General features: G+C 58.1%; 23 protein-coding genes. 11 read left to right on the top strand and 12 right to left on the bottom strand.

The genetic code is table 11. The features are described from left to right. The 7 genes from BFV97_RS11265 to BFV97_RS11235 are packed head-to-tail and all read left to right on the top strand — an operon-like array spanning position 1 to position 5447. Positions 1 to 774, top strand: coding sequence for a thiazole synthase (locus BFV97_RS11265; protein ID WP_069300477.1), 774 nt, complete (start codon positions 1 to 3; stop codon positions 772 to 774). Then, complete coding sequence (locus tag BFV97_RS11260; RefSeq protein WP_069300476.1) at positions 771 to 1367, top strand: thiamine phosphate synthase; 597 nt, start codon at positions 771 to 773, stop codon at positions 1365 to 1367. Before BFV97_RS11265 ends, BFV97_RS11260 begins: the two co-directional genes overlap by 4 nt. Next, positions 1346 to 2350 (top strand): HesA/MoeB/ThiF family protein, encoded by a 1005-nt coding sequence (locus tag BFV97_RS11255; RefSeq protein WP_069300475.1) that lies wholly within the window; start codon positions 1346 to 1348, stop codon positions 2348 to 2350. The genes BFV97_RS11260 and BFV97_RS11255 overlap by 22 nt, the downstream gene beginning before the upstream one ends. A 4-nt stretch (positions 2351 to 2354) precedes the next feature. Continuing rightward, positions 2355 to 3293: an ABC transporter substrate-binding protein gene (locus BFV97_RS11250; protein ID WP_069300474.1), complete on the top strand. Its 939-nt coding sequence runs from the start codon at positions 2355 to 2357 to the stop codon at positions 3291 to 3293. Next, entirely contained in the window at positions 3290 to 3973 is a 684-nt protein-coding gene (gene tenA, locus BFV97_RS11245) for a thiaminase II (protein ID WP_069300473.1), read from the top strand. The genes BFV97_RS11250 and tenA overlap by 4 nt, the downstream gene beginning before the upstream one ends. After that, positions 3970 to 4695, top strand: a complete 726-nt coding sequence (locus BFV97_RS11240; protein ID WP_069300472.1) for an ABC transporter ATP-binding protein — start codon at positions 3970 to 3972, stop codon at positions 4693 to 4695. The genes tenA and BFV97_RS11240 overlap by 4 nt, the downstream gene beginning before the upstream one ends. After that, positions 4692 to 5447 (top strand): ABC transporter permease, encoded by a 756-nt coding sequence (locus BFV97_RS11235; protein ID WP_069300471.1) that lies wholly within the window; start codon positions 4692 to 4694, stop codon positions 5445 to 5447. The genes BFV97_RS11240 and BFV97_RS11235 overlap by 4 nt, the downstream gene beginning before the upstream one ends. A 68-nt stretch (positions 5448 to 5515) precedes the next feature. Here BFV97_RS11235 and BFV97_RS11230 read toward each other — a convergent pair whose 3' ends face one another. After that, on the bottom strand, positions 5516 to 5866 hold the full coding sequence (locus BFV97_RS11230; protein WP_069300690.1) for a PRC-barrel domain-containing protein: 351 nt from the start codon (positions 5864 to 5866) through the stop codon (positions 5516 to 5518). A 376-nt stretch (positions 5867 to 6242) separates the two neighbouring features. Here BFV97_RS11230 and BFV97_RS11225 point away from each other — a divergent pair, with 376 nt between their 5' ends. Beyond that, complete coding sequence (locus tag BFV97_RS11225; protein ID WP_069300470.1) at positions 6243 to 6932, top strand: hypothetical protein; 690 nt, start codon at positions 6243 to 6245, stop codon at positions 6930 to 6932. A 292-nt stretch (positions 6933 to 7224) separates the two neighbouring features. Beyond that, the gene (locus tag BFV97_RS11220; RefSeq protein WP_245667717.1) at positions 7225 to 8850 is read left to right on the top strand and encodes a Na/Pi cotransporter family protein; all 1626 of its coding nucleotides are present in this window, start codon (positions 7225 to 7227) and stop codon (positions 8848 to 8850) included. A 3-nt stretch (positions 8851 to 8853) separates the two neighbouring features. On the opposite strand, the gene BFV97_RS11215 is transcribed toward BFV97_RS11220, so the two are convergent. Beyond that, positions 8854 to 9348: a hypothetical protein gene (locus tag BFV97_RS11215; RefSeq protein WP_069300468.1), complete on the bottom strand. Its 495-nt coding sequence runs from the start codon at positions 9346 to 9348 to the stop codon at positions 8854 to 8856. Between the two features lie 204 nt (positions 9349 to 9552). On the opposite strand from BFV97_RS11215, the gene BFV97_RS11210 reads away from it, so the two are divergent. Further along, positions 9553 to 9981 (top strand): YqaA family protein, encoded by a 429-nt coding sequence (locus BFV97_RS11210; RefSeq protein WP_069300467.1) that lies wholly within the window; start codon positions 9553 to 9555, stop codon positions 9979 to 9981. 58 nt (positions 9982 to 10039) lie between these two features. Here BFV97_RS11210 and BFV97_RS11205 read toward each other — a convergent pair whose 3' ends face one another. The 10 genes from BFV97_RS11205 to BFV97_RS11160 all read right to left on the bottom strand — a co-directional run bounded on the left by BFV97_RS11205 (position 10040) and on the right by BFV97_RS11160 (position 20347). After that, positions 10040 to 10813, bottom strand: a complete 774-nt coding sequence (locus BFV97_RS11205; protein ID WP_069300466.1) for a nitrilase-related carbon-nitrogen hydrolase — start codon at positions 10811 to 10813, stop codon at positions 10040 to 10042. Positions 10814 to 10817: 4 nt separating this feature from the next. After that, the gene (locus tag BFV97_RS11200; RefSeq protein ID WP_069300465.1) at positions 10818 to 11855 is read right to left on the bottom strand and encodes a histone deacetylase family protein; all 1038 of its coding nucleotides are present in this window, start codon (positions 11853 to 11855) and stop codon (positions 10818 to 10820) included. 65 nt (positions 11856 to 11920) lie between these two features. Next, complete coding sequence (locus tag BFV97_RS11195) at positions 11921 to 12955, bottom strand: extracellular solute-binding protein (RefSeq protein ID WP_069300464.1); 1035 nt, start codon at positions 12953 to 12955, stop codon at positions 11921 to 11923. 24 nt (positions 12956 to 12979) lie between these two features. Next, positions 12980 to 13789 (bottom strand): ABC transporter permease, encoded by an 810-nt coding sequence (locus BFV97_RS11190; RefSeq protein ID WP_069300463.1) that lies wholly within the window; start codon positions 13787 to 13789, stop codon positions 12980 to 12982. Positions 13790 to 13792: 3 nt separating this feature from the next. Then, positions 13793 to 14722 (bottom strand): ABC transporter permease, encoded by a 930-nt coding sequence (locus tag BFV97_RS11185; RefSeq protein WP_069300462.1) that lies wholly within the window; start codon positions 14720 to 14722, stop codon positions 13793 to 13795. Further along, positions 14722 to 15813 carry an ABC transporter ATP-binding protein gene (locus BFV97_RS11180; RefSeq protein ID WP_069300461.1) on the bottom strand — a complete coding sequence of 364 codons (1092 nt, stop codon included), beginning with the start codon at positions 15811 to 15813 and terminating at the stop codon, positions 14722 to 14724. Before BFV97_RS11180 ends, BFV97_RS11185 begins: the two co-directional genes overlap by 1 nt. A gap of 241 nt (positions 15814 to 16054) precedes the next feature. Beyond that, positions 16055 to 18124 carry an oxidoreductase gene (locus tag BFV97_RS11175; RefSeq protein ID WP_069300460.1) on the bottom strand — a complete coding sequence of 690 codons (2070 nt, stop codon included), beginning with the start codon at positions 18122 to 18124 and terminating at the stop codon, positions 16055 to 16057. 100 nt (positions 18125 to 18224) lie between these two features. Next, positions 18225 to 19166 carry a LysR family transcriptional regulator gene (locus tag BFV97_RS11170; RefSeq protein WP_069300459.1) on the bottom strand — a complete coding sequence of 314 codons (942 nt, stop codon included), beginning with the start codon at positions 19164 to 19166 and terminating at the stop codon, positions 18225 to 18227. A gap of 93 nt (positions 19167 to 19259) precedes the next feature. Further along, positions 19260 to 19934, bottom strand: a complete 675-nt coding sequence (locus BFV97_RS11165) for a DUF1028 domain-containing protein (protein WP_069300458.1) — start codon at positions 19932 to 19934, stop codon at positions 19260 to 19262. Further along, positions 19931 to 20347 (bottom strand): RidA family protein, encoded by a 417-nt coding sequence (locus BFV97_RS11160; protein WP_069300457.1) that lies wholly within the window; start codon positions 20345 to 20347, stop codon positions 19931 to 19933. Before BFV97_RS11160 ends, BFV97_RS11165 begins: the two co-directional genes overlap by 4 nt. A gap of 268 nt (positions 20348 to 20615) precedes the next feature. On the opposite strand from BFV97_RS11160, the gene BFV97_RS11155 reads away from it, so the two are divergent. Then, complete coding sequence (locus BFV97_RS11155) at positions 20616 to 21890, top strand: flavin-containing monooxygenase (protein ID WP_069300456.1); 1275 nt, start codon at positions 20616 to 20618, stop codon at positions 21888 to 21890. Positions 21891 to 21900 lie beyond the last annotated feature (10 nt).

The raw sequence follows: 21900 nt of genomic DNA, 5'->3' as shown, positions 1-21900 counted from the left end.
ATGCTCGATTTTTATGGAACCACCCTTGCCAACGGCTTTATGCTGGGCACGGCGCAATATCCGTCCCCTGCGATCCTTGCGGATGCCTTCCGGCGCAGCGGTGCCAGCGTTGCCACCGTATCCCTGCGCCGTGAAAGCGGACAGGATCGGGCGGGGCAGGACTTCTGGCAGATGATCCGTGCGCTGGACGTGCATATCCTGCCCAATACCGCTGGATGTCACAGCGTGAAAGAGGCTGTCACAACCGCCCATATGGCGCGGGAAGTATTTGATACGAAGTGGATCAAGCTTGAGGTAATTGGCGAGGAGGACACCCTGCAACCGGATGTCTTCGGGCTGGTGGAGGCCACGCGTATCCTGACCGAAGACGGCTTTCAGGTCTTCCCTTACACCACCGAAGATCTGGTGGTGGCGGACCGTCTGCTGCACGCCGGCTGCGAGGTTCTGATGCCTTGGGGGGCGCCCATCGGGTCGGGTCTGGGGTTGAACAACCTGTTCGGCTTGCGGGCCATGCGGGCCCATTTTCCCGACGTGCCACTGGTCATTGACGCGGGTCTGGGCCTGCCGTCACAGGCAGCCCAAGCGATGGAACTGGGGTTTGATGCGGTGCTGCTGAACACTGCTGTTGCCAAGGCCGGAGACCCCGCCGCAATGGCCGAAGCCTTTGCCACCGCAATCCGCGCAGGCCAGCTTGCCGCCGCTGCGGACCCGATGGAACCCCGCGACATGGCCGCCCCTTCAACCCCCGTAATCGGAAAGGCGTTTCTGTCATGAAACTCGACCGTTTTTACCCCATCTTTGACGGCGCCGACTGGCTGGAACGGCTGGTGCCCCTTGGGATCAAGCTGGTGCAACTGCGGATTAAGGATCAAACCCCTGATGAAATCCGCCATCAGATCCGCCGTGCGAAAGCGGTTTGTGCGGCCCATGATTGCGCTTTGGTCATCAACGACTACTGGCAAATCGCGATCGAGGAAGGCTGCGACTGGCTGCATCTGGGGCAGGAGGATCTGGACACCGCAGATATTGCCGCCATCCGTGCAGCGGGACTGCGGCTTGGGATCAGTACCCATGACAGGGCTGAACTGAACCGCGCTTTGGACCTGAAACCAGATTACATCGCGCTTGGACCGATTTACCCGACCATTCTGAAACAGATGAAATGGCATGAACAGGGGGTTGAACGGCTTACCAAGTGGCGTGACCGGATCGGGGACACGCCCCTGATTGCCATTGGTGGCATGTCTATTGAGCGCGCATCAGGCGCCTTTGACGCGGGCGCGGATGTGGTGGCGGCGGTGACAGACATCACCCTGAACGCCAGCCCCGAGGACCGCGTCCGTGCATGGCTGGCGGCCACCCGATGAACCGGTATGAAAGACAGATGATCCTGCCCGAAGTGGGCGCAGAGGGGCAGGCGGCCATCCGTGCGGCCCGTGTTCTGGTGATCGGGGCAGGGGGGCTGGGCGCACCGGTGCTGCAATACCTTGTCGGGGCCGGAGTGGGGAACATCACGCTGGTGGATAGCGATACGGTTTCCCTGTCGAACCTGCACCGCCAGACCCTGTTCCGGCAGGAAGATGCAGGCAGACCAAAGGCCGAAGCCGCTGCAAAAACACTGCGCCGTTTGAACGGGGATTGCACGATTATCCCGCTTGTCAAAGTGCTCGACCCGCAAAATGCGATAGAACTGGTGGGGCAGAGCACTTTGGTTCTGGATTGTGCCGACAGTTTTGCTGTCAGCTATGTGTTATCGGATACCTGCCTGCGCCTCAACGTTCCGCTGGTCAGCGCCTCCGTTCTCGGTTTTGCCGGATATGTTGGTGGCTTTTGTGGCACAGCGCCATCGCTTCGCGCGGTATTTCCCGACTTGCCGGACCGCGCCGCCACCTGCGCCACTGCCGGTGTGATGGGGCCTGTTGTGGGGATGATCGGGGCTGCGCAGGCACAGATGGCGTTGGGAGTGATGATCGGGCAAATGCCCTCACCGCTCGGGCAGGTGATCAGCTTTGACATGCAGCGTTTTCACAGCGGCGGTTTTCGCTTTGATACAGCACCTGAACCGGACGCGGAGCTGACGTTTATCGCGGCAGCGCAAATTACACATACAGATTTCGTCGTGGACCTGCGCGGCGAGGACGAGGCACCCGCCACCGTCACCCCCACTGCGCAGCGTCTGTCGGTGGCGCAGTTTGCTGCCGAAAATCCGAAACCACAAAGCGGTCAACGGGCCGTCTTTGCCTGTCGCTCCGGCCTGCGGGCCTGGAATGCGGCGACACACCTGCGGTCCTACTGGGACGGCGACATCTGTTTAATAGCTCTTGGCGACACGCCGGAAAACGAAAGGTAATACCATGAAACTGACCTCCCTTGTTGCGGTCCTGACCCTGACAGCCTCACCCCTGCTGGCGCAGGATAAAATGACGCTGCTTTTGGACTGGTTCGTAAACCCCGACCACGGGCCGGTTATCGTTGCGCAGGAAAAAGGCTATTTTGCCGATCAAAACCTAGAAGTCGAAATTGTTGCCCCTGCCGATCCGTCCGATCCGCCGAAAATGGTGGCCGCGGGCAAGGCCGATCTGGCGATTTCCTACCAACCGCAACTGCACCTTCAAATCCATGAGGGCCTGCCGCTGCAACGGGTTGGCACGCTGGTGGCGACACCGCTGAACTGTCTGCTGGCGCTGGACGACGGTCCGATCAAATCTCCGGCTGATCTGGCAGGCAAGAAGGTCGGGTTTTCTGTGGGCGGCGTGGAGGAAGCCGTGCTCGGGGCGATCCTGCGCCACAACGGTTTGTCGCTGGATGATGTGGAAATGGTGAATGTAAACTGGTCCCTGTCGCCCTCTCTGATGTCGGGGCAGGTGGACGCAGTGATTGGCGCCTATCGTAATTTTGAGTTGAACCAGATGGATATTGAAGGTGTCAAAGGCAAGTGTTTCTTTGTCGAGGAACAGGGTCTCCCCGCCTATGACGAGCTGATCTATGTGGCCAACTCCGACACGATGGACAAGGACATGATCGCGCGTTTTCTGGCCGCGACCGAGAAAGCCACACAGTATATCGTGAACCACCCGACCGAAAGCTGGGAGATCTTTGCCGGAACGTCGGCTGAGTTGCAGGACGAGCTGAACGCCCGCGCTTGGGTGGACACCGTGCCCCGTTTCGCGCTGCGCCCGACTGCGATGGATGCGGGCCGCTATGCAGCCTTTGAACGTTTTCTGAAGGACGCCGATCTGATCCCGTCGCAAAACCCTGTCCCTGCAATTGCAATCGACGTGACAGTAAAATGAGCGCGCCTGATTACGGAAAAACCTTCGGACTGCTGCGCACAGGCGCAGGCCAGACCTGGACAGATTACACCCGCCACGCATTTGTAGAGGGGTTAAAGGACGGCAGCCTGCCGCGGGAATCCTTTATACATTATCTGGTGCAGGATTATGTGTTTCTGGTGCATTTCGCCCGTGCGTGGTCGCTGGGGGTGGTGAAATCCGAAACCCAGCAAGAGATGCGGGTCTGTGCGCAAACGGTCGATGCGCTGGTCAATCACGAGATGGCGCTGCATGTAAAAACCTGCGCCGCCGCTGGTATCGACGAATCCGCGCTGTTCAATGCGGCAGAGGCGGATGCGAACCTTGCCTACACCCGCTATGTTCTGGACGCAGGGCTACAAGGGGATTTCATCGACCTGATCGCAGCCCTTGCTCCTTGTGTGATGGGATACGGCGAAATTGGCCTGCGACTGGCGACAGAGAATTCTGCGGATACACCGTACAGCGAATGGATCGCGACCTATGCGGACCCGGCCTATCAAAACGTTTGCACCACAGTGGGGGAGATGCTGGATGCCGCCGTCGCGCGCCGCATCGGGGATTTCACCGCTTCGCCGCGCCGCGCATCCGTTCAGGCGCGGTTCACCAAAGCCACCGCACTAGAGGTCGGCTTCTGGCAAATGGGGCTCTCGCCGCAATGAACCAGCCTCCGGGGATACGTCTGTCAGGGCGGCACAAGTTGAACGGGCAGCTTTTGTTTTCGGCCGAACTGGACCTGCCTGCCGCGCGATGGACCTGCCTGTTGGGGCGCTCTGGTGTGGGCAAATCTACCATCCTGCGGCTGATCCTCGGGCTGGAAACCGGCGGGGCGTTTGAAGGCAGCATCACTGCCACTGACGGCGCACCGCTGGACCGGCGCATCGGGTATATGGCGCAATCCGATCTGCTGCTGCCGTGGCTGAGTGTGTTGGAAAACATCTGCATCGGCGCTCGGCTGCGGGGTGTGTCCCCCGACCTGCACCGCGCCCGCGCCTTGCTTGACCGCGTCGGTCTGTCGGATCGGGCGGCGGCGAAACCTGCTGCGCTGTCGGGGGGGATGCGCCAGCGTGCAGCACTGGCCCGCACCTTGATGGAGGACCGCCCCGTTGTGTTTCTGGACGAGCCTTTTTCAGCGCTTGATGCGGGTACACGGGCAGATATGCAAGAGCTTGCGGCAGAGATGCTGGTGGGGCGGACGGTTCTTCTTGTCACCCATGATCCGGCCGAGGCAACGCGGCTTGCAGATCAGATCGTTGTTTTATCGTCGGATGGTGCGCAGCACTGGCCTGTACCAGCCAGCCCGCCGCTGCGCAGTTTGCACGACCCCGAGACGCTGGCCTGTCAGTCCCGTCTGCTTGACCATCTGCGCGGGGTGCCCGCATGAGGGTTCTGGATGTAGTTCTGGCGGTTGCGGTCGGTTTGGGTCTGTGGCAGGGGCTGGTGATCCTGACCGATGCGCCCCATTTTATCCTGCCCTCACCCCTGCGGGTGGCGCAGGCGATGTGGCACAGTCGCGCTGTCATTGCGGAAAATGCGCTTGTCACCGCCAGCGAGGTGGCGCTCGGTCTGGTGTTTGGGTCCCTGCTCGGGGTGGCAACGGCCATTCAACTCGCACTTTCCCGCAGTGCCGAGCGGATCATGCTGCCGATCCTTGTTTTTACACAGGCCGTTCCGGTTTTCGCGCTGGCGCCGGTTCTGACGCTTTGGTTCGGGTACGGGATGGGATCAAAGATCGTGATGGCAGTGCTTATCATCTACTTCCCTGTCACTTCGGCTTTCTATGACGGGCTGACCCGCGTAGATCAGGGCTACCGCGATCTAGCGCAAAGTATGGGGGCGGGGAAATACGAGTTCCTGCGCCAGATCCAGATCCCCAATGCGCTGCCCAGTCTTGGCACAGGACTAAAGCTGGCAGCGGTCTATGCGCCCATCGGTGCCGTGATCGGGGAATGGGTCGGCGCGTCCAAAGGGTTGGGGTATCTGATGCTGCTGGCCAACGGGCGGGCCAAGATTGATCTGATGTTTGCCAGCCTGATCGTGCTCGCCTGTTTGACGGTTCTGCTGCACATTGCGGTGGGATGGTTGGCCATACGGCTGGCCCGTTACGCGGGCGGAGAGTCGCCGCGCCGTGGCTGAAACAATAAAACGGCCCCGATACGGGGCCGTTTGCCAGTTGTCTGAATTTTAGGTCGGCTTAAGAAGGGTCAGAACCAGTAGGTCGGCACGCCGTAGTGATCATGGGTGCGCCGCTCCCAGTCCCGATCCGCATACCAGGTGTCGTGCCGGTCCGGTGCGCCCTTGACTTCAAACTCGGTCAGATCGGCTACAAAACCATCTTTGGCCGGATCATATTTCAGCTTGCCCCAAGGCACCGGATGGTGTTCTTCGCCAAGTCCCAAGAACCCGCCGAAACCCATCACAGCATAGGCAACCTTGCCTGATTGCTTGTCTATCATCAGGTGATCAATCGTGCCAATATTGGTCCCGTCAGAGCCATAGACATTCGTTCCGTTTACATCTGTTGAAGACACCAGACTGTGGGATGAAGTGGTCATTTGATAATCCTCCTTTGTTAAGCGTTGGTACCGGAACAACGGACAACCGCCCCCGTTGGTTCCGGCCTGATCCACCACGCCACAGCACTGGCGGAAATCCTCCGCTTTACCTTTGTTTTCCACTGCACAACCTGCGCTTTTCCGCCGTCTGGCGTGGTTGCCAAACCCTTTCCAATCACCTTTGGGAACTTTTTAGTGAGCTGCGCGTTAATTCACCACGAGCACTTTACGCCCCGAAATGGCGTAGCCACTAAATGGAGAGTTAACATGCACGGAATTATTTATCTTGTCGGACTGGTCGTCGTTGTACTGGCTGTTCTTTCACTGCTCGGCCTCGGCTGAGGTCGCCAATTCATTTTAATAAAAGGATAAGCACATGACAGAACGAACTGAAGGTTTGGCTGCTGCTCCCGTCGCTTACCAGCATGACGGAAGCTATGTGGACTGGTCGTCCATTATCGCCGGCTCTGTGGTTGCATCGGGTATCGCGTTTGTGTTCACCACATTCGGCGCAGCCCTCGGATTGTCGCTGGTTTCCCCCTATGAGGGTGACGGCTCGGCAATGGCGTCCATGATCGCAGTGGGGTCCTGGATGTTGTGGACCACCATCTCCAGCTTTATGGTCGGGGGATATATCGCGGGACGGATGCGCCGCCGGATTGATCCGGTAAACGATGACGAAGCCTCTGTGCGTGACGGTATTCACGGGCTGGCCGTTTGGGGCGTTGCCCTGTTGCTCGGCGCGTTTCTGCTGGGCTCGACTGCGGATACAGCGGTTAAGGCTACCAGCGAAGTTGCCACCGCGGCTGCAACCGTGGCCGATGACGCTGTGAACGTCGAAGCCGCGACAGAGCAGCCTGCACAACAGGCCGCCGCCGCAACCGACATGAGCGAAGCCGAAGCCAAAGAAGCCGCCGAGACTGCGCGGATTTATTCCGTCATCTCTGCATTTATCGCAGGGGCCTCCCTGCTGATCGCTGCTTCCGGTGCCTATTGGGCCGCTGGTATGGGCGGGCAACACCGTGACGAGGGCCGCGTTTTCGGGCGCTTTGGCCGCTGGACATAGGAGGAAGACAGATGGGTGCGATACTACTCTGGTTAATCGGCGTCCCGCTTTGGATAGTGATCCTGCTGGTACTGCTGGTGTGAAACCCCCGTTTCACCTTTGAAAATCTAAAAGCCGTCCCTTCCGGGGCGGCTTTTTTGTCAGGATAGGGCCGAGCGCCGCTGCAAGCCGATCTAGAGCATTGAAAACCGCACAGTTAAGTGTCAGGTGATAAGTGGTCAGGCCACATTAGCGGAGTTATTTTAACAAGTTGGTTATTCTTTCTTTCCTCATCCATCTCGCCGGTGCGACCATGCTCCTGCTCTATGCGGTACGTTTGGTGCGCACAGGTATCGAACGCGCCTTCGGAGCCTCGTTCCAGCGCATAATGACCCGTAATTCTAATGTGATGGGGGCATCTGCTACCGGACTTGTGCTGGCGATCATCCTGCAAAGCTCTGCCGCGGTGGGTCTGCTGGTGGCCGGATTTGCCGGAACTGCGGCGCTTGGTTTCGGGCAGGGGCTGGCGATGACACTTGGGGCGGATCTCGGCTCGGCCTTGCTGATCCAGATCCTGTCCTTCCCGCTTGACTGGCTGGTGCCGCTTTTGCTGGCTATCGGCGGGGCGTCTTTCATCCATTCCAGCAGTCGCAACGTCAAACAGGCAGGGCGGATCATCCTAGGCATCGCCTTTATCCTGATCTCTTTGCGGTTCCTGCGCGAAACGATGGATCCGATCCGCGATAGTCATTTTCTGCCTGCAATTGCGGGCTATCTGGCGCAGGATTATGTGACCGCCTTCATCGTCGGGGCGACACTGGCGTTAGTGATGCATTCGTCCCTTGCGGTGGTGCTGATGTGTGTCACGCTGGTCAGTCTGAGCGCCGTTCCCGTTGAAGCGGGCGTCTCTCTGGTTCTTGGTGCAAACCTCGGGTCGTCTGTGATCCCTGTCTGGCTCAGCCGTGGCATGTCTCCGCGATCCCGCCGTGTGCCGATGGCCAATCTGGTAATTCGGGGCAGTTGGGCTGTTCTGGCGGTGATCCTTGTGAACAACTTTCCAGTGCTGGCTGTGCTGTCCAGCGGGCAGGCGGGGCAGACGGTGGTGAATGTTCATATCGCCTTTAATCTGGCGCAACTGGCCGTACTGCCCTTCTGCCGCTTTATGGAAGCCCCGATGCTGCGGCTTTTGCCGGACAAGATCGACCCCGAAGCCGTCACGCCAGTGCTGCACCGCAGCGTGTTGGACGATCAGGCCCCCGTGACGCCCAGCCTCGCGCTGGCTTCGCTCAAGCGGGAAGCATTGCGGATGACACAAATTCTGGAAGGCATGATGCTGCCAGTGATGGATATTTACGGCAATTACGATGCGGACCGCGTGGTTCATATTGCCAATGAGGATGACGCGCTGAACGGGGCGCTTGACAGTATCCGCCACTATGTCGCCGCGATACCAAGCGACACATTGCGCAAGAAGGAGAACAAACAGGCCCGCGAACTGACCGAATACGCCATCGCGCTGAAATCGGCCGGGGATATTATCGTCAAAACGATGCTGCCGCTGGCCGAAGAAAAGAACAAGGACCGGATCAGTTTTTCGGTGGCAGGACAGGCCGAACTGGTGAGCATGCACGAAAGGGTTCTGGCGAACCTCAAACTTGCCTCAAATGTTCTGGTGTCTGATGATCTGGCAAGCGCCCGTTTGCTGCTGGAGGAAAAGGCAGAGATGACGCGGATGGAGCGCAGCAGCCGCAAGAAACACCTGCGTCGGTTGAGCGAGGGCACCGCCAAAAGCTTTGAATCAAGCGACATCCACTTGGAAACCACGCGGGCTTTGAAAGAATTTAACAGCCATGTTTCAGCAGTGGCCTATCCGATCCTTTATCGGGACGGTCAACTGCTTGAAACGCGGTTGATTGAAAAAATGGACCGGGACAAGTGACCGTTACCCCGGCACCGTCAGGTTAGCGGCAGGTGCCGGACGCATGTTGTAATTTGCGCCTTTAACGTAGCTTTCGATCTTTTCGATCTGGGTGCGGTGGGCGTTGCTCTCGGCCTGTTGTCGCAACTGGCTGTCCGCCTCTGTCTGGGCCAGCATCTGCGCTGACGGGTTGAACCGCTCCGCCCCAAGCCCGATACCGAGCGCCAATAAAGAGCCGGCAACAATTGCGATATTGGCCTTCGGGTGGGTGAATATACCCGCAAGCAACCCCAAAGACACCAGCGCCGCCGAGCCGCCGATGTAAACCGCCAGCCACAGCAGCGTTTGCGACCCCTGCATGTGATCGAGCGCGAAGGAGTTCATGTGCATAATGCCAAACATGACACCCGTAGAAATCACAACCAAAGTGGCAAAGCGCACTGCACCGCCCTCATCCGTTTTGTGATTGCTCGTGTTGTCCTGATCGGGTGTTTGTGAATAATCCGCCTGCAAAGCCATACTCTTACCTTTCCGGTTTTTATTGAACCTCTGCTCGGGAAAAGAACGTTCGGGGCGCAAAATGGTTCCCTCTGCCTGTGGATAACTTTTTCGACAGCTTAAGGTTTCTGTGGTATCGCAGGTGCTTAGAGGGTAGGGAGTGGGCGACCCGCAGCCTTGTGAAGATATGTTGAAACCCCGAAATACCCCGACGGCAGCCGCCGGATGATTGCCTATCTCGGCCTGTTCACCGCCGCCCTGATCGCAGCTACCATTTTGCCGCTTCAATCCGAAGCGGTGTTGGTGGGGCTGTTGCTGACGCAGGATTATCCCGTGGCGGTTTTGTTTATTGTGGCCACAATAGGCAATGTTCTTGGCGCGGTGATCAACTGGTATCTGGGGCGGTTCCTGCTGCGATTTCAGGACAAGCGCTGGTTTCCTGCAAATCCCCGCCAGCTTGCTAAGGCGCAAGCGTGGTATCACCGCTACGGACGCTGGTCATTGCTTGGCAGTTGGCTGCCAATTGTCGGGGATCCCCTGACGGTGGTGGCAGGTATAATGCGCGAACCGCTGCTGCCGTTTGTCTTGCTTGTCACCACTGCCAAAGCGGGACGGTATCTGGTTTTGATCGGGGCAACACTGGCATGGATGTAGCCAGTTCGGGGCGTTTCATGGCAGAACCGCCCCCGTAGACCGCCCCCTCCTGACGTCATCAGGGTTTTGGCAATCCTTGCGTGTTGATCTCGCGGAGGTAATCGGTCGCTGCGGGGTTCACTTGCAACTCTGCGCTGATCAATCCGACTCCGGTTTCGCTGTGCACAACGCGGTGGGACGTGTCCGCATCGCAAAGCTGGCTTTTGCCGATGAAGGTCAGGTGCCCTTCAACCCCGATGCGGTTGGCATAGGCCAGCATCACATTATTCTCGATGGCGCGGGAGGGGACCATCAGATCGGGCACCCAGTGGTCCGGCTCCATCAGGGCAGTGGGCACCAGTACCGCCTCCGCCCCAAGCTGTGCTGCCTCCCGTACCAGTTCGGGAAATTCCACATCAAAGCATATCAGCACCGCAAAGGTTTTGCCCTTGTAGTCGAAAAGCAACGGACCGCGGCCCGCCTGAAAAACAGATTTCTCCCAATCCCCGTAAAGGGCGCGTTTGTGATAGGTCAGCGGAGTCCCTGTCTGGGGCCGGAAGACCAAAGCCACGTTTGCGGTGGCGTCCTGAACCGGAAGATAGCTGCCCAGCACAAAGGCAACGCCCGTATCATCGCATAGATTTTGCAGCGCTGCGATTTCCTCTGCTGTCACTGCACCAGCACAGGGGGCGACCTGCTGTGCGTCGCGGAAATATCCGGTCAGGAAACATTCGGGAAAGACGAGAATCTCCACCCCCTCTGCCTGCGCCTGCCCAAGCGCGGTGGCGATTACCTGCCGTGCCGCCGCGACCCCGCCAGAAGGCGTTTCATCCTGCCAAACCCCGATGCGCATGATCTTACGCCCCCCGTTCCGCGATGAATCCCTGTAGCACATTCACCGCGTTCACGCCGATTTCTTCCACGTCGTAACCGCCTTCCATGATAAAATGGGTGGGCAATCCGGCGCGGGCAATATCGGCACCCATCGTAGTGAAATCGTCGCTCTTTAGCTTAAAGAAACTGATTGGATCATTTTCAAAGGTATCAACGCCAAGCGAGATAACCAGCACATCCGGCGCATGCGCTGCGATCCGCTCCAGCCCTTTGGCCAGCGCTTGACGCCAGACCGCAAACGGCGTGTCGGGGGGCATGGGATAATTGACGTTAAACCCTTCGCCCGCACCGCTGCCCTGTTCATCGGCATGGCCAAGCTGATAGGGAAATGTCTCCAGAGGGTCCCCGTGCAGCGATACAAACAAGACATCATCCCGATCATAAAAGATGTCCTGCGTTCCGTTGCCGTGGTGGAAATCCACATCCAATATCGCCACCCGTTTGGCACCCGTATCCCGGTAAAATTGCGCGGCAATCGCGGCGTTGTTGAGAAAACAATAACCGCCATACATATCCGACGTGGCATGATGGCCGGGGGGACGGCACAGCGAAAACACGGTTTGCGCACCTTTGTTAATGCGATCCGCCCCTGTAAGCGCCACTTGCGCGCTGGCATAGGCGGCTTCCCACGTGCCACCGCTGATGCTGGTTTCTCCGGCGAGCGCGTAATACCCGACCTGACCTTCGATAAAGTTGGGGCGCTTGTCCGACATGCGCCGCCCGACCCATGTGGTCGGCATCGCCTCGCCCTTGAAACCCGCGTCCTGCCAGCGTTCCCAAGCCGTTTGCAGGAAACTGACAAAATCCGGTTTGTGAATGGCAAGGATCGGGTCGAGCCCGAAATCCGCCGGAACACTAACCGGACCCAGCGCAACATCGCGCACCCGTTGTATCACATATTCCGCGCGGCTTGGCCGCTCATGGGGGGACACCAACTCGCCGCCGAAGAGTTCGGTTTTGGCATCCCGCAGCCGGTGCTTCTCTGTGAAAATCGTTTCCATCGCCCATTCCCTATACCGTAAAAGGCGCGGTTCGCCTGTTGGTCGATCCGCGCCCCGACTTGACTTTATTTCTTCAGATTGGTCCAGATCTTGTCGTAGACCGCCTGTGTTTCCGCATCACAGGCCTGCACGAAAACCCCTTCAATCCCCGCTGGCGGGTTGCCTTCAGGTTCCTGAGCAAGGGCCGGATCGTGAAACGCCTCGCTGCCCGTCACAACATCGCGGTAGCGCGCGAAATTCGTGACCGCTGCGATATTTTCCGGTTCCAGCAGGAAATCCATGAACTTCAGCGCATTCTCGCGGTTTGGTGCATCTTTAAGCAGGACAACACTGTCCATCCAGTTCACCCAGCCTTGTTTCGGGAAAGCATATTGTAGCGTGTCGCGGGCTTCTGCGGCTTTGGCGGCATAGCCGTTAAAGATCATCCCGACTGTGACATCGCCTGCCGCCAGAACCTCTTTGGCGGTGTCAGAGTTAAACGACGCCCAATGGGGTTTCGCCGCCTGCAGCATTGCGTTCAGCGCCTTGAGCTGTTCGCGGTCGGTAGAGCATTGCGGAATGCCCATGTGGACCGCAGCCAGTGCCAGAACCTCGCCCTGACTGTCCAGAATGTTGATCTTGCCGTGCAATTCGGACGGCGGATTAAAGATAACATCCGTGGTGTTCACGTCACCGGCATATTCAGCGGTATCGACGGAAAAGCTGGTTGTGCCCCCCTGATAGGGGATTGAGTGTTTCAGACCGGGGTCATAGGCCGGATCGGTGAAGGCATCCTTAACGTTGCCGATATTCTTCAACTCACCTGGCGCGATTTCATCGGCCAGACCCTCTGAGATCAGGATCGAAACCATGTAATCGGTCGGGACCGCCACATCATAGGTACCGATTGCGCCAGCCTTAAGCGTGGCGAGCATGGACTCGTTTGAATCGTAGGTATCCATGATGACTTCTACATCATGCTCGGCGCTGAACTTGTCCAGAAGCTCCTGCGGGATGTATTCAAACCAGTGATAGATCGCCAGTTTGCCTTCCGCCTGCGCCCCAGACGCCCCCATCAAAAGCGCGGTAGCGGCTGCGGTGGTGGTAAGTAGTTTTTTCATTTTTGTCTCCACTGTTGGTTTTGGTTAAGGTTTTTTGTCGGTTCGGCTGACGAGATAGGAAATCAGCACCATCAGGATGGAAAAGCCCAAAAGCATCGTCGAAATGGCCATGATATTGGGTTTGATCCCCTGTTTGACTGCCCCGAAAATCGCTGTTGGCAGGGTCTCGACGCCGGCCCCTTTGACGAAGTTCGTGATGATGAAATCATCAAGGGAAATGATAAAGGCCAGCAGATAGCCCGAGATTATTCCCGGTAGCATCAACGGCAGGAGGATCTTGGTAAACGCCTGTCGTTTGGTGGCATAAAGGTCTTGGGCCGCCTGTTCGTAAGTGTCCTCAATACTCTGCATCCGCGCAGAGATCGGCAAATAGGCAAAGGGGATGCAAAAGGCGATATGGGCCAGCAGGATCGTCAGCAAACCCCGCTCAAACCCGATGGAGTTGAAGAAGATCAGCGTGGCCACCGCAGTAACGATTTCAGGCACCATCAGCGGCAAGGAGATCAACCCGAAAGACCAGGCGCGCAGCCGGAATTTACCACCGCGCACCATGGCTGTTGCTGCAAGGGTCGCAATCGTGGTGGCCACACTCGCCGCGATAATCGCAATGACAAAACTGTTGCGCGCCGCCACTTTGAACTTTGCACTTTCCGAGCCGGTGAACACATCCGCATACCATCGCAGGGAAAACCCTTCCCATACAGCGATGGATTCCGATGCGTTTAGGCTGTAGACCGCTACGACGATCAGCGGCGCATAAAGCACGAACAGACAAAGCAGCGTGATCTGCAAAAAGCCGGAGTAGGATTTAATGTCATACCTGCGTGTTGCCATCGCTTAGCCCGCCTCTTTGTCGCTGCGGGCCTGCGCCCGTGCATAGATCACCAGAATAATCAGCACCATCGTCAGCAGGATCATCGACGCTGCCGCACCAAAGGGCCAGTTGCCCGCGTTGCCTTTGAACTGCTCTTCGATCAAAGAGCCGATCATGAAATTCTTCGCACCCCCCAGAAGATCAGGTGCCAGAAACGACCCCAGCGAGGGCACGAACACAAGAATACAGCCCGCAACCACCCCCGGTTTCACTGCGGGCAACACGATGTGGCGCAGGGTGATCCATTTGTTGGCATAAAGATCCGCCGCCGCTTCGCTGAGGGTGAAATTATAGCGCTCCACCGCGGCATAGATTGGCAGCACCATGAAGGGCAGATAGGAATAGAACAGCCCGACCTGCACCGCGAAATTTGTATTGATCATATGAATCGGACCATCCACCAGCCCTGTGGCCATGAAGAAAGAGTTCAGAGGCCCCTCGTCGCGTAACAGAAACCGCATAGAAACGGTTCGGATCAGCAGGTTCACCCAATAGGGGATCGTGATCAGAAACACCCAGATCACGCGCTGTTTTTCAGGCCGCGTGGCGATGAAATAGGCGGTCGGAAACCCGATGGCGAGACTGAGAAGCGTTGCCACCCCCGCCTGCCAGATAGAGCGCCAGAAAATCGCAATATAGGTCCACTCGATCTGCGCGGGATCATCCCCGAAGAGACCACGGTCAAAGAAAAACTGGTCATAGGCCGCCAGTGAAAATTCCCAAATGACGCCGCCCCTGAATTCTTTGGTCAGAAAGGAATAGACCAGCATCAAAAGGACCGGCGCCAGCACCAAAAAGCCGAGCGTGATCCATGCCGGAAGCAACAGCCAGTTGCGGGCTTCTTTGTAGGTGTCGGTGACGGCACTGCCGCCTGAAGTTGCGCCGCCTGCCATCAGTCTACCAAGAGCCGTGCGGCCCCATGCTCCATGTTAACGAATACGGGGGTGCCGGGTTCAAAGATACGTTTGTTGCCCCGCTCCGAATTAGAGGTGCGGATGGTGAATTGCGGTCCGTCTGCCAGATCCACAAGGGTGGTGATGTCGGTACCCACAAAGATATTCTCACGCACAGTGGCCTTCATGCCATCGGCGGATTCCGCTTCGGGGGTCAGGAACAGTCGCTCCGGTCTGACCGAAAGATGGACATCCGATCCGGCAGCCACGTCTTCGACCGCTGCACAGGTCAGCGCGTGACCACCCCCCAGATGACACACCGCCTGTCCGGCTTCCACGCGGTCTACCGACACCCCCAACAGGTTGGTTTCTCCGATGAAATCCGCGACAAACATATTGCGCGGGCTTTCGTAAATCTCTCTGGCGTCCCCCAGTTGCTGCAATTCGCCCGACGACATGACAGCGATCCGGTCGGACATGGTCAGGGCTTCTTCCTGATCGTGGGTCACAAAAATAAAGGTGATGCCGGTTTCCCGTTGCAGGTGTTTCAATTCCAGTTGCATCGCCTTGCGCAGTTTCAGATCAAGGGCCGACAATGGTTCGTCCAGCAACAGAACCTTTGGCTGCGGGGCCAATGCGCGGGCCAGTGCGACCCTTTGCTGCTGGCCCCCCGACAACTGCGAAGGCTTGCGGCCTGCAAATTGCGACAGCTGCACCAGTTCCAGCATCTCGCCCGCCCGTTTGCGGGAGTCAGCTTTGGAGTTTCCGCGCATTTGCAGTCCGAAAGCCACATTGTCGAGCACGGTCTTATGGGGGAACAGGGCGTAGTTCTGAAAAACCGTGTTCACGGGGCGTTTGTGGGGCGGCAGACCGGCGATTTCCTCATCATAAAGATAGATCGCCCCTTCGGTCACATCCTCAAACCCCGCAATCATCCGCAAAAGCGTGGTTTTACCACAGCCCGAAGGACCAAGCAGGGTGAAAAATTCATTGTCCTTGATGGACAGAGAGATAGTTTTCAAAGCAGTAAAATCGCCATACCGCTTGACGGCTTCGCGGACTTCAATGGCGTTCGGATTTTCTAAAGACACAGGCGCTCCCCGGTGGCGGTGGTGTTGAAAAGGACAGTAAGAGAGGCTTGAGCAGTTGGTAAGAATTGTCTCCCTCAGCCCGTATTAGGGAAAACCTAATGCCGCATAATCGGGCGGAACCAGTGCGCAATGCATTGAATTCAATCGCTTTTGGAATCGATGATTGTCGCGCGTCCAAAGCCCGGCCCGTCCCTTAACGCGGCACAGGGGACGGATGCCGCCCCCTGTGGTTGAGTGATGCTTAGTCCACCGCCAGTTCGGTGATTTCGCGGCGGAAGGGCAGTGCGTCTGCGATGTCTTCCCCGTCCAGTTCCCGTGCATAACGGTGTCCGGCATATGTGGCCCAAGCAATCGGTCCGGGGGCATTGGCATCCCCGATGATCTGCACCGATTTGATCCCAGCATCCGCCCATTCAGACTCCCGCGATTTAAGGGCGTGGTAAAGTTCGTTGTTTTCCAGCTTGCTGGCCACCATGACCACAGACCCGCAGTCGAAATTTTGCTCCGTGCCGGTGTAGACGCAGTCGGACACCACATGATCCGCCGCAATCCGGATGACGCCACGGTTCAGCACAACATTCACCCCCATACCCGCCAGTTTTTTGTGGATCGCATGTTGTTCCAACGTGTTAACCGTCCAGTCTGACAGATAGGCCGAAGGGGTGATGATCGTAACCTCACAGCCCGCATTGACCAAAAGTTCGGCCAGCACGCCGCCCATATAGTAATGGTCATCGTCGTAAATCACGACTTTACCCGAGGGGATTTTCCCATCCATGATGTGATCCGGCGTATAAACCGGCATATTCCTGTCAATAGCCATCGGCACCACATGCTGGCGTGAAACCCCGTCGTCGCGCCAGTTTGCGCCGGTGGCGATGCAGATATTTTCAAAGCCGAATTCCAGAATGCTGCCCGCGTCGAGCGCGCTGTCAAAATAGGTTTCCACATTCGGTTTCTGGCTGATCTGGTATTCGCGGTAATCCACCACACGGCCCCAAGCACTTAGGCCCGGAAGCTGGCGTTCACGGGTGACGCGACCGCCCAGAACCGTCTTGGCTTCGGCCAGTGCCACATCATAGCCCCGTTCCGCCAAAGCACGGGTCGCCTCAAGTCCTGCCGGACCGGAGCCCACGACCAGCACGGAACTGCTGCCCCCTTTGGCGTTCATCTGTTCGGGATGCCAGCCCTTGCGCCATTCCTCCATAAAGGTCGGGTTCTGGGTGCAACGGCTGATGGACATGGTCATGTCACCGGTGATGCAGATATTGCAGCCGATACATTCGCGGATGTCTTCGATGCGGCCTTCCTCGATCTTTTTGGGCAGGAACGGGTCGGCAATGGAGGGACGGGCGCAGCCGATAAAGTCCAGCGTGCCGCTGCGGATCATTTTGGCCATAACATCCGGAGAGGTGAACCGACCGACCCCGACGATCGGTTTTTCGGTCAGATCGTGAATGCCCCGCACCAGTTGTTCCTGCGCAGCCTCCTCCTTGAACCGTGACGGGCCGGAGCAATCTTCCCACGTGCCCTGCGCCAGATCCCAAAGGTCCGGCAGGTCACGGTTCATTTCGATAAAGTCGCGCACTTCGGCGTTGGAAAAGCCCAGATCCCCGATGGTTTCATCCAAACTGACCCGCAGGGTGATCCCCATCGTATCCCCCACCGCATCGCGCATGTCCGAGATGACCTCGTTTACGAAACGTGCACGGTTTTCCAGACTGCCACCGTATTCATCGCTGCGCTGGTTTGTGGCGCGGCTTAGAAAATGCTGGAAGATGCCAAACCCGTGCGCCCCGTAAAGACAGATCAGGTCAAAGCCCGCGTCTTTGGAGCGTTTGGCCGCATTCACAAACCAGCGTCGCAGGTCTCGGATGTCGGATTTGTCGAGCGCACGGGCCTGCACCGGATCATTGGTAAAGGTGCGGATCGGCATGGCGGACACCGCCAGCGGAACCTCTTTGCTATAAAGGTTCGGCCCGTTGATACCGGAGTAGGCCAGTTGGATACCCGCCAGCGCCCCGTGTTCCTTCATCTTTTCCGACATCTTGCGCAACTGGGGGATGTCTTTATCTTCCCAAAGCCGCAATTCGATGAAGGGGGTGATTTCCGATGTATGGTGCATCTCGCATTGTTCGGTGAACACCACGCCCCAGCCGCCTTGGGACTTGATCCCGCGCATCGCTGCCGCTGCAGACGGGTCACGATACCCGCCGCCGTTGCAATGAGGGACCTGATAGAAACGGTTTTTGGAAGTTACAGGGCCGATGTCCATCGGCTCAAACAGAATATCATAACGGGGATCGCGCACGGGCACCTCCTAAGGCTGCAATTGCGCGCAGATTAGCCTTGGCGTGAAGCGGGCAACAGTCTGGCTTGCAAAACCGCTGCTTAGGCCGCGCCTAATCCGGCTAGGGGCTGTGCAGAGAGGTGACGTTCAAACCGGGCAAGCGCCCGTCGCGGTATTCGGTCAGACAGTGCTGCATAAAGGCACGGATTACGCTGGCGCTATCCGCATCCTTTGACGCCAACAACCCCAGTTGCATCGGTCTGGCCTCTCCGTCGAGCGGCACAAACCGCAGGGGTTTGCCATCGGGCGACAGATCGTTCAAGGGGCGCACATTGGCGATGGAAAACCCAAAGCCGTTGGCCACAAGGCTGCGCATCACCGCCATATCCCGCGTGCGTTCCGCCACCTTTGGTTTGAGACCGGATGCCCCGAAAAATGACAGAAAATATTCCGAACTGAACGGCAGATCCAGCAGCACCATCGGATAGGGCAACAGGTCATCGACACTGACACTGGCGCGACCCGCAAGGGGATGATCAGGCGGCAGGATCGCATAGGGCGGCAGGGTGGCAACCGGCTGGAATTTCAGATCTCCCGGCAGGTCCAGATCATAGGTCAAGGCAATGTCGATTTCGCCGCGCCGCAATTTGCTGAAAATCTGCGCCTGATCCAGTTCGTGCTGGGTGACGCGCACATCGGGAAACAGCGCCTCAAAACTCGCGCGCAGGGCAGGGACCACCATCTGCGCAAAGGTCAGCAGAACACCGATGGACAGCGGCCCTTGCACATTGCCCGACACATCCGCCGCCAGATCAACCAGCTTTTCGGCATTGTCGAGCACCAGCTTGGCTTGCTTCATCATCTCGCGCCCTGCCAGCGTCAGGGACAGGCCTTGTGCATGCTGGCGCACAAACAGGGGCAGGCCGAACTCTTTTTCAAGCTGGTTCACAGCGGCGGAAATAGACGGCGAGGACACATTCACCTTTTCAGCCGCCATAGCGATGCTGCCCATTTCGCCAACGGCAACAAAATACTCAAGCTGGCGCAGGGTGAATCTCAGCATGGGGTTTCCAGTCCTCAAACGCTGCATCGCGCAGCGGGTATGCCCCTGTTATAAGGGCGGGATTTTGCAAGGGGAAGACACCGCTTTCAGCGCTCAATCGTCTCCCGGCACCCCGTAGGACGGGGCCTCACGCGGATCAAGTGCGCGCTGCACATAGGCGTCCAACTGGGGTTTGTAGATCTCCCAAGCGGTGGCGATATTTTCAATCGGGCATTCATCGGTCCAGTCGCAGCGCAGATCGGCAACGGGCCAGCTGACCTTATCCACAATCATCATGCCTGCGGAATGGACGGGTCCGGCTTCGCCCCCTGCTTGCAGACCTGCCCGCATCGCGGCGATTAGGCGATCCCCGATATGCCCCGTCGCTGCAAGATAGCCGTCCACGATGGCCTGCGGCACCGTGTCATTGGACAGAAGATTGCCCCCGGACGCAACATTTTCAGCCATCGCCTGCGTCCAGATGCCAAGAGAGTTCGGACCGGAGTGAATGGCCGTGCGCCCTTCATAATCCACGGCGAGCACTTGTCTGTATTCGATGAACTTCCCCCGCGCCTTAACCTGCGCAATTGCCTTTTCCGCGCCAAGCCCTTGTCCCATCAGATCAAGCGTAAGGGGGCCAAGGCTCGGGTCGGTGACATTTTGCGTGGCGACCGCACCGACACCGGAGCGGGCATAAGAACACCGCGCCGCAACCGCCGGAGAGGATGATGAAATGGCAACACCGAACATGCCGGTATCAGGACAGCGGGCAACAAGCGAAAAGGTCATTCCGGTATCACCGCTGTGCCGTCGATTTCCACCAGCCATTCGGGCCGCGCCAGTGCCTGTACCACCAGACCCGTTGACACCGGATGCACCCCTTTGATGTATTCCCCCATCGTGCGGTAAACCGCCTCGCGGTGGCGCACGTCGGTGATGTAGACCACCACTTTGACCAGATGCTCCATCTCGCCGCCGGCTTCCTGAATAAGCTGGCGGATGTTCTGCATGACCTTATGGGTCTGTTCAACCGGATCGTGGCTGTCGATGTTTTTGGCATCGTCCAGATTTTGCGGACACTGCCCCCGCAACCAGACGGTTTTGCCGCCCTCAGTGACCACCGCCTGACACAGATCATTGTCGAGTTTCTGTTCTGGGTAGGTGTCCGAGGTGTTGAATTTGCGAATACGTGTGTGGGCCATGAAAGATCCTCTGCAACTGACAGGCGGGGGCGGGTCCACCCAGTCCCCTGCGTACTATGGCCTTAGCAATATGGGATTATCCTGCGGCGAAAAGTACGGAGTGCCTCACCCCCGATTAGCTGTTGCCTAATCTAAAGCAGATCAGAGCCGTTCACGCGGGCAGTCGATTTAGCTTCAGCCTAAGCAATGCTGCAAGATTTACTGTTTTTCAGCTTCCGGCCCGCCGCCTAGGGTGCCCTCATTGCCAAAAAGGACAAAGGATGCCGGAATGCCCGTAGAAAAGACAGACACGTTGGTTGTTGGTGCCGGTCAGGCCGGAATCGCCATGAGCGAACATCTCGGTGCGCTTGGGGTGGATCACATTGTTCTGGAGCGGGACCGCATCGCAGAACGCTGGCGCACTGCGCGCTGGGATTCTCTGGTGGCCAACGGACCGGCATGGCATGACCGTTTTCCCAACCGCGAATTTGCGGGAAATGACCCCGAGGCTTTTGTGCCAAAAGAAGGCGTGGCGGATTATTTTGTGGACTATGCCAAACAGATCAACGCCCCCGTGCGCTGTGGCGTCGAGGTCAATCGCGCATGCCGCACGGCCGACGGCTCCGCCTTTCTGGTCGAGACCAGCGCAGGAGAGATTGAAACCAAACGGATCGTCGCTGCTACCGGACCGTTCCAGAAACCGCTGATCCCGCAACTGGTGCCGCAAAGCGCGGGGCTGACGCAAATCCACTCTCACGATTACCGCAATCCCGACCAGATGCCCCAAGGGGCCGTTATGGTGGTCGGGGCAGGTTCGTCCGGTGCGCAAATCGCAGAGGAACTGATGGATTCCGGTCGTCAGGTTTATCTTTCTGTTGGTCCCCACGACCGTCCGCCCCGCAGTTATCGGGGGCGGGATTTCGTGTGGTGGCTCGGCGTGCTGGGCAAATGGGATATGCAGACACCCGGGCCGGGAACCGAACATGTCACCATCGCGGTAAGCGGCGCCAAGGGCGGCAAAACCGTGGATTTCCGCCGGTTTGCTGCGGGTGGAATGCGGCTTGTCGGGCGGACCGAGCGGTTTGAGGACGGCAAGCTGTACTTTGCCCCTGATCTAATCGAGAACGTTGCGCGGGGTGATGCGAACCACGCATCAGTTCTGGATGAGGCGGACGCCTATGTGACACGTCACGGGCTTGACCTGCCCGAAGACCCGCAAGAGCGCAAACGCTGGCCTGATCCGGCTTGTCTGACCGATCCAATCACAGAACTGGATTTAGCAGAGGCTGGCATTACGTCGATCATCTGGGCTACCGGATTTTCGGTGGACTATGGCTGGCTCGAAATTGACGCCTTTGACGACAACGGCAAACCGATCCACCAGCGCGGTGTCTCACCCGAACGGGGCGTCTATTTTGTCGGCTTGCCGTGGCAGTCCCGTCGCGGATCTTCTTTTATCTGGGGAGTCTGGCATGATGCGAAATATGTTGCGGATCAAATCGCGATCCAGCGCGCCTATGACGCCTATCACCCGCCGGAAACGCTGGCGGCGAAGGCGGGATAGGAGAGCGGAT

Source organism: Neptunicoccus sediminis (genome assembly GCF_001719615.1).
Lineage (GTDB): Bacteria > Pseudomonadota > Alphaproteobacteria > Rhodobacterales > Rhodobacteraceae > Amylibacter > Amylibacter sediminis.
Note: the sequence above shows the minus strand (reverse complement) of the source record. Positions and strands in the feature narration are given on the sequence as shown.

Excerpts from the sequence above, each read along its gene's own strand:
- BFV97_RS11225 (WP_069300470.1), top strand. The coding sequence starts at position 6,243 with ATGACAGAACGAACTGAAGGTTTGGCTGCTGCTCCCGTCGCTTACCAG.
- BFV97_RS11230 (WP_069300690.1), bottom strand. The coding sequence starts at position 5,866 with ATGACCACTTCATCCCACAGTCTGGTGTCTTCAACAGATGTAAACGGA.
- BFV97_RS11155 (WP_069300456.1), top strand. The coding sequence starts at position 20,616 with ATGCCCGTAGAAAAGACAGACACGTTGGTTGTTGGTGCCGGTCAGGCC.
- BFV97_RS11210 (WP_069300467.1), top strand. The coding sequence starts at position 9,553 with ATGATTGCCTATCTCGGCCTGTTCACCGCCGCCCTGATCGCAGCTACC.
- BFV97_RS11200 (WP_069300465.1), bottom strand. The coding sequence starts at position 11,855 with ATGGAAACGATTTTCACAGAGAAGCACCGGCTGCGGGATGCCAAAACC.
- BFV97_RS11265 (WP_069300477.1), top strand. The coding sequence starts at position 1 with ATGCTCGATTTTTATGGAACCACCCTTGCCAACGGCTTTATGCTGGGC.
- BFV97_RS11255 (WP_069300475.1), top strand. The coding sequence starts at position 1,346 with ATGGCTGGCGGCCACCCGATGAACCGGTATGAAAGACAGATGATCCTG.
- BFV97_RS11190 (WP_069300463.1), bottom strand. The coding sequence starts at position 13,789 with ATGGCAACACGCAGGTATGACATTAAATCCTACTCCGGCTTTTTGCAG.
- BFV97_RS11240 (WP_069300472.1), top strand. The coding sequence starts at position 3,970 with ATGAACCAGCCTCCGGGGATACGTCTGTCAGGGCGGCACAAGTTGAAC.
- BFV97_RS11160 (WP_069300457.1), bottom strand. The coding sequence starts at position 20,347 with ATGGCCCACACACGTATTCGCAAATTCAACACCTCGGACACCTACCCA.
- tenA (WP_069300473.1), top strand. The coding sequence starts at position 3,290 with ATGAGCGCGCCTGATTACGGAAAAACCTTCGGACTGCTGCGCACAGGC.
- BFV97_RS11215 (WP_069300468.1), bottom strand. The coding sequence starts at position 9,348 with ATGGCTTTGCAGGCGGATTATTCACAAACACCCGATCAGGACAACACG.
- BFV97_RS11165 (WP_069300458.1), bottom strand. The coding sequence starts at position 19,934 with ATGACCTTTTCGCTTGTTGCCCGCTGTCCTGATACCGGCATGTTCGGT.
- BFV97_RS11250 (WP_069300474.1), top strand. The coding sequence starts at position 2,355 with ATGAAACTGACCTCCCTTGTTGCGGTCCTGACCCTGACAGCCTCACCC.
- BFV97_RS11220 (WP_245667717.1), top strand. The coding sequence starts at position 7,225 with ATGCTCCTGCTCTATGCGGTACGTTTGGTGCGCACAGGTATCGAACGC.
- BFV97_RS11185 (WP_069300462.1), bottom strand. The coding sequence starts at position 14,722 with ATGGCAGGCGGCGCAACTTCAGGCGGCAGTGCCGTCACCGACACCTAC.
- BFV97_RS11260 (WP_069300476.1), top strand. The coding sequence starts at position 771 with ATGAAACTCGACCGTTTTTACCCCATCTTTGACGGCGCCGACTGGCTG.
- BFV97_RS11235 (WP_069300471.1), top strand. The coding sequence starts at position 4,692 with ATGAGGGTTCTGGATGTAGTTCTGGCGGTTGCGGTCGGTTTGGGTCTG.
- BFV97_RS11170 (WP_069300459.1), bottom strand. The coding sequence starts at position 19,166 with ATGCTGAGATTCACCCTGCGCCAGCTTGAGTATTTTGTTGCCGTTGGC.
- BFV97_RS11195 (WP_069300464.1), bottom strand. The coding sequence starts at position 12,955 with ATGAAAAAACTACTTACCACCACCGCAGCCGCTACCGCGCTTTTGATG.
- BFV97_RS11205 (WP_069300466.1), bottom strand. The coding sequence starts at position 10,813 with ATGCGCATCGGGGTTTGGCAGGATGAAACGCCTTCTGGCGGGGTCGCG.